Source organism: Binatus sp. (SeqCode) (assembly GCF_050013435.1).
Classification (GTDB): Bacteria; Desulfobacterota; Binatia; order Binatales; family Binataceae; genus Binatus.
Genome location: NZ_JBEKFG010000117.1, coordinates 1 through 5,999, shown reverse-complemented (window position 1 = coordinate 5,999; position 5,999 = coordinate 1). Strand labels below are relative to the sequence as shown.

General features: G+C 64.2%; 3 protein-coding genes. All 3 read right to left on the bottom strand.

The features are described from left to right. Positions 1–111: 111 nt before the first annotated feature. The 3 genes from ABSB13_RS16350 to ABSB13_RS16340 all read right to left on the bottom strand — a co-directional run bounded on the left by ABSB13_RS16350 (position 112) and on the right by ABSB13_RS16340 (position 5,886). Positions 112–861 carry a CDP-alcohol phosphatidyltransferase family protein gene (locus ABSB13_RS16350; protein WP_428110365.1) on the bottom strand — a complete coding sequence of 250 codons (750 nt, stop codon included), beginning with the start codon at positions 859–861 and terminating at the stop codon, positions 112–114. Positions 862–889: 28 nt separating this feature from the next. Next, on the bottom strand, positions 890–1,429 hold the full coding sequence (locus ABSB13_RS16345) for a dual specificity protein phosphatase family protein (protein ID WP_428110363.1): 540 nt from the start codon (positions 1,427–1,429) through the stop codon (positions 890–892). Between the two features lie 80 nt (positions 1,430–1,509). Further along, entirely contained in the window at positions 1,510–5,886 is a 4,377-nt protein-coding gene (locus tag ABSB13_RS16340; protein ID WP_428110361.1) for an AMP-binding protein, read from the bottom strand. Positions 5,887–5,999: the final 113 nt, after the last annotated feature.

Sequence of the window (5,999 nt, the reverse complement as noted above, 5' to 3'; positions counted from 1 at the left end):
GTGCGCGGCTCGGCGCGGCCGCCGTGCGGCGTAATCAGCAGCACGGGAGAATCGGAGTCGATCACCTCGAGCCATGACTCGGAGGCGGCGACTGCGGTATGAAGCCCGGATTCAGGCATTCAGATCGCCGCGGTCGCGATTGGACTTGAGCGTGGCGCGCGCCTGAAGCGCGAACGACGCAATGAAGTAGTAAGCGATGAAGCTCAACCCGGCCCACAACATAATCGGATTCACAGCCGGCAGCATCAGAACTGCCGCAACCGTCACAAACGCCCAGATTATTCCAAGCGTGAGCGTGATCGGGCGGAGCGGGACGGTTCGATTCGGATAAATGAACTTGAGCGGCATGAACACCATCACGGCGAGCAGCAGCAGGACGGCGATGTTGAAGACGGTGCCGGCGCCGAGACAGAAAAGATAAAACGCGACCAGGTTCCAATAGTTCGGGAAGCCGAGGAAGTAATTGTCCTCGGTCTTGGCTTGCGTCCGGCAAAATCCATAAGCGCTTGCGAGCATGACGAAACACGCCAGCCCCAGGCCCCATCGCGAGCCCGGTATGATCCCGGCCTCCAGCATCAGAAACACCGGCGCCACGGTGTAGGTGAGGTAGTCCACGATGTTGTCGAGCAGCGCGCCGTCGAAGGTCGGCACGCGAATCTTGACCATCAGCCAGCGGGCGAGGGGACCGTCGCTGGAATCGATAATCGTCGCCAGACCCATCGCGAAAAACGACGCGCGAAACTCGCCTTGCGAGGCGAAATAGATCGCGAGCAGGCCGAGCGCCGCACCCAGAGCGGTATATAGATGTACGCCCCACGCGCAGGCGGTGAGAAACCTCTGCCTCGGGAGCGCCCGCGGCAAACTTCCGGCTGCGTGTGATGAGGTCAAGTCATTTGTCCGGCTTGTAATCGCGCGGCCCGAAATACTCTTCGAGGATCGTCATGAACGGTCCGCACGCGCGCTGTTTTTTCACGAGCGTCATCGCCTCTTCGAGTGACATTTGCCGATAAGCACGCAGGAATGCAATCGCGAGGGTGGGTGCTCGGTTCATCCCGGCGTTGCAATGGAGATAGACGCGGGAACCAGAACCGATCAGATCGCGAAGATCGTGGAGCGCAGCTTCGAGCCGCTCGCCCATCGCGTCCGCGCTGCCATCCTGGATGGGCGTGCGCACATATTCGATCCCATGCGCGGTATACTCCGCGCTCAGTCGGCGGTCGTCCAACCCATTGAGGCGCAGATCGTCGTCGTCCTGGAGATTGTGAACCGCGGTGATCCCGTAGGTGTCCTTCAGCCAGCCGATGTCAGCCTGACTGGGATATTCGCCGACCAACAATTCATCCGAGATTATGCTGACCGACGGACGGCGGCCGCCGCGAGATGGCCGCGGGTCACGGTCGTGGCGAATGCTGAACCAGTCAACCATCATTCAAATGTAACCATCCGGCGGGCAAGTATTCCAGCGTCAGCTTAACGCGGGCGGCGCAACCGGGTTGGAATGGGCAAGGATCATGCTTTGGCGTGGCCGCGTGGCAGTTCGGCCTCGCGATCGGTCCGGGAATGCGCGTGGGTGACCGGTTGGGCGCCGTTTGAGGGCGCGGTTGATTCATCGGCGGTGAGAGTGAGCTTCGAGCGCGAGCCGGATAACGAGGTGACGGCCGTGCGCATCAGATCGGCGATTTTGCGATAGGCGCCGGCGCCTTCGGAACTTTTCGCCAGATCGCGCAGCTCGGCGGCGGTGATCGCGCGGCCGATGCGGACTTCCACGGGATGGCGCCGCGGGATGAGGCTGCCTTTGCCCATGACCTCATGGGTGCCGCGAATCAGCACCGGCAGCACGTCGCATCGACTGCGCAAGGCCAGGAATCCCGCGCCACTCTTGAACTCGTGAATTTCGCCGTCGGCCGAGCGGGTGCCCTCGGGAAACATCAGGACACTGCGTCCCTGGGCAAGCTCGGCGAGCGCGTCTTCGAGAGAATCGAGTTGCGCGCGTTCGCGATCGAACGGCATCAGCGACGTGAAGTTTGACGCGAGAAAACGCCGCGCCGGCGTGTTGAAGAAATAATCCCTGGCGGCGAGCACCCGGATATCGTCACCGAACGCGCCTAGCGCGTAACCGATCAGGCTGAAGTCGAGATGACTCGAATGATTCGCGACGACGATGAAGTTGCGATTGGCGGGGATGTTACCGCGCCCGAGGACCTTGGGCTTCAGCCATCCGTCGAAAATTGCGCGCTCGGCTCCGCGCACCGCGAATCGGCCGAGCCATTTCAGCGGCGCCGGCAGGCGCGGAGTGTAGGGTTCGGCGAACTTTGCGTACGAGGGCATCCGATGGCGTCCGTTGCCGCCCGGCCGGGTGGCGAGGAGTTGGAGGTCCGCAACGGTACGCAAGTCGGCAATTTCCTCCGGAGCAATCTCGCGGCTCGCGCGCTCGCCGATCAGTTCGCCGATTTCAGCAAGTGCCAGCGAGTCGAGGCCCAGGTCCTCGATCAGCCGCGTGGCCGGCGCGATGTTGACGGGCTCGGCGGCGATTGACGCGAGCGCCTCGGCGAGCCAGGCCTCGACCTCGGAGTTTGCGGTATCAGCGTCGGCGCCGGTCGGGCGAACGTCGAGCATCCGCCGCAACATCGCGGCTACGTCGGCGCGTTTTATCTTGCGGGTGCGCGTGCGCGGCAGTTCGGCGTCGGTGAAGCGGAGGATTCTAATTCGCTTGTGCGGGCTGAGTTCGCGCGCGACCTTGTCGAGGTCGCTGCGCAGCCGATCTTCCACGGCGCGGCGGCTCTCTCCGCGCGAGTAGGCGGGCGCTACCAGGGCCGCGACCTGCTCGCCCTGGCCGACCTTCAAGCCGACGACCGCCATCTCTTTGACGTACTGCGAACGGCCGTAAATTTCTTCCAATTCGTCGATGTAGATGTTGTTGCCGCCGGAATCGACGATGACTTCCTTGGCGCGGCCGACGATGTACAAGCGGCCGTCGTCGTCGAAGCGCCCGAGGTCTCCGGTGTGAAGCCATCCGTCGGTCAGAACTTCGGCGGTCGCGGCCTCATTGCGATAGTAACCCGCCATCACGTTCGGCCCGTGCGCGACTATCTCGCCGATCGGACCAGTTGCGGGCACCAGCTTGATCTCGATGCCGGTGAGCGGCCGTCCGACCGCGCCGACTCGCAGTGTTTCGCCGGGCCGCGTGACCGATAGAACGGGCGCCGCTTCGGTCAAACCGTAGCCTTCGAGCAGCGGGATTCCGATATCGTTAAAAAACTCCGCGACGCGATGGGGCAACGCGGAACCGCCGCTGACGGCGAGCCGCAGCCGGCCGCCCAGCGCGGAATGAACCTGGCGGAAAGCAATCGAGCCGAAGTTAAGCCCCGAGTTCGCGTCGAGCCGGCGATTGAGATCGCGCAGATTGTCGAAGGCGGCGTGAAAAAAAGGACCACGCGCCTCGACTTCATCGACGATGCGCCGATGGACGGCCTCCCACACCGCGGGCACCCCGATCAGCGCGGTCGGGCGAACGTCGGCGAGCGTGCGCGACAGCGTTTTCGCGTCGAGCTCGAGCGGATAGACAATCGTCGCGCCGCTGGCGAGCGGCAGCAGCATCCCGCAGGTGAACTCGAACGCGTGATGCAGCGGAAGCAGCGACAGCACCAGGTCGTCGGCGCCGAGAACAAAGACGCGCGACAGCATCGCGACCTCGGCGGCGAAGTTGCCATGCGAAAGCATCACGCCCTTGGGCGCGCCGGTGCTGCCGGAGGTGAACAGGATCGACGCGAGCGCCTTTCGCTCGGGTGGCGCGGGCGGAGTTTTCGCTTCGGCACGCAGAATGAACGGACGGGCGAGCTCGGCGAGATCGAGCTCGATGAGTTTCGGATGGGCGTCGCGCAGCGCAGAGCCGAGGCGATTGTGGACCGCGCTCGAGCGCAGCGCAGCCGCGGGCTGCGCGATCTTGCAGATGGGCGCGAGTTCCTCGGCGGAAATCAGCTGATCGAGCGGCACCGCAATTGCGCCGGCGGTGAGAATCGCGAAATAGCCGATCACCCAATCGGGCGAGTTCTCGCCGATCAGAAGCACGCGATCGCCCGGCTTGATTCCGCGCGTAGCGAGCAGCAGCGCCGCGCGGCGGGCCTTGTCGCGCAGCTCGCGATAGGTGGTCTGAGTCTGCTCGCCGGACGGGCGGCGCGCGATCATCGCGACCTGAGAACCGTAGCGGTCGGCGGCGCGATCGAGCATGTCGATGAGACTGCGATGACGCGGGAGGGACTTGGGCCTGCCGCGCGCGTGGAGATCGAGTTGCGGATAAATATGGCGGCGCAGTCCCGGCATATGAATGTTGATCCAGTAGTCGTGCCAATCGATCAGATCGGGTCGAAACGGATGGCGCTCGGCGTCGGCGGGCTTCAGCGAGGCGTAAAGCGCGCGAATGTTGCCGGCGTGAAAGGTGTAAGCCAGCTGCTGGATGTAGGGACGATAGACCTCGACCAGTTCGCGCGCGAGGTCGGTATGCTCCTTGAAGTTATCGATTGCGCTCTCGATCGTTTTCGCGCGCTGATTTTCCTCGCCCAGCACGCTGCGCGCGAGCGCCGCCGCTTGTTTGAGAATTTGCGGAACCGTGCGGCTGGCGAGGTCGTAAGTATTCTGCGACACGACGACCGCTTCCAGATGGGGACCCAGCCAGCGCATCGAGCCGCCGTCCTTGCGATGCTCGCGGCGATTGCTGAGACCAGTCAGCTCGACCAGCCGGCGCATCGGGAGCGGATTCCGATCCGAAGTGCAAAGCTGGTAGATGGGCTTGTGCGTCCGCGATAGCAGCGCGGCGAGGATCGGAATCATCGCGTGCGCGGCGAGATCGACCGGGATTACGTCGAGCACCAACTCCGCTCTGGCGGGATAAAAGCGGTAGCCGCGGCCGGCGAGATAGGTCAGCGGCGCGCTGGTGTTGACGCCCTGGTTCCATCCGGGGAATGGATCGCGCAGCGCGCTTTCGATTACCGCCGGGCGCACGACAGTGACGTTGAGGGTATCGCGCTGGGCGAGCACCAACTGTTCGCCAAGGCTCTTGGTATAACTGTACGTGTTCGGCCATCCCCAACTCTGCGCGCGCATCCGGCCAACGTCCTTGAGGCGCTCTTCAAGCCATTGCTTGCGGCGATGCTCAAGGGCGGACTCGCGCGAGGCGTCGGGGTCGCCGTCGTCGCCGAGAAACTCGGCGCGGCGCAGTTGATCGCGCGATTCGGCCTGCACGCGTTCGATTGCCGCGAGCGCGTCGCGAATCTCGCGCTCGAGCCGAAACGACTTGCGCCCGTCGGGGCACCAGTTCTCCGGGATGTCGTCTTCGTAGCGATGGCCGTCGGCACTCCCGGCGACGTAGCAGGTGGAGACATGCATCATCGCGGCGCCGAGCCCGCGGCAGAATTCGAGCACGTTGGCGACGCCGGTGGTGTTGACCTCGATCGCCCTCTCCAGCGAGGCTTCGAAGTTCACCAAGCCCGCGCTGTGGACGACCGCGTCGAGACTGCCCGGCTTGAACGGCTTCGCTTCTTCGCCGAGCAGGCCGTCATTGGTGATGTCGCCGGGAACGACGACGACCTTTTCGTCGATATAGCGATCGAACTTCGCGCCAAGATGCTCGCGCAGCGGCGCGAACACCGGTGAGTCGAGAATCTCGCGGCGCAAGCGGCCGACACTGCTGCGCCGGTCGCCGCGAATCAACAGATAGACGCGCTCGATCTCGGGGTGCCATCGCAACAGCAGCGCGAGAAAAACTTTGCCGAGAAATCCGGTTGCGCCGGTCAGCAGGATACGTCGGCCCGCGAGCACCTGCCCGAGCGGCGGCATCGACGACGCGCCGCGAGCGGCCGGCGCGATCCGTTTGCCCTTGCTACTCGACATCAGCGATCACCAGCGGCGGCAAGTGAAGGTAGGTTATCGACGCCGAGCGTCCACTCTCGGACGTCGCCATTGCGATCGCCTCGTCGAGCGTGTCCGCCGCTTCCCATCCAAGC

Bases quoted from the DNA above. Each gene is read 5' to 3' on its own strand.
- ABSB13_RS16345 (WP_428110363.1), bottom strand. From the start codon at position 1,429: ATGATGGTTGACTGGTTCAGCATTCGCCACGACCGTGACCCGCGGCCA.
- ABSB13_RS16340 (WP_428110361.1), bottom strand. From the start codon at position 5,886: ATGTCGAGTAGCAAGGGCAAACGGATCGCGCCGGCCGCTCGCGGCGCG.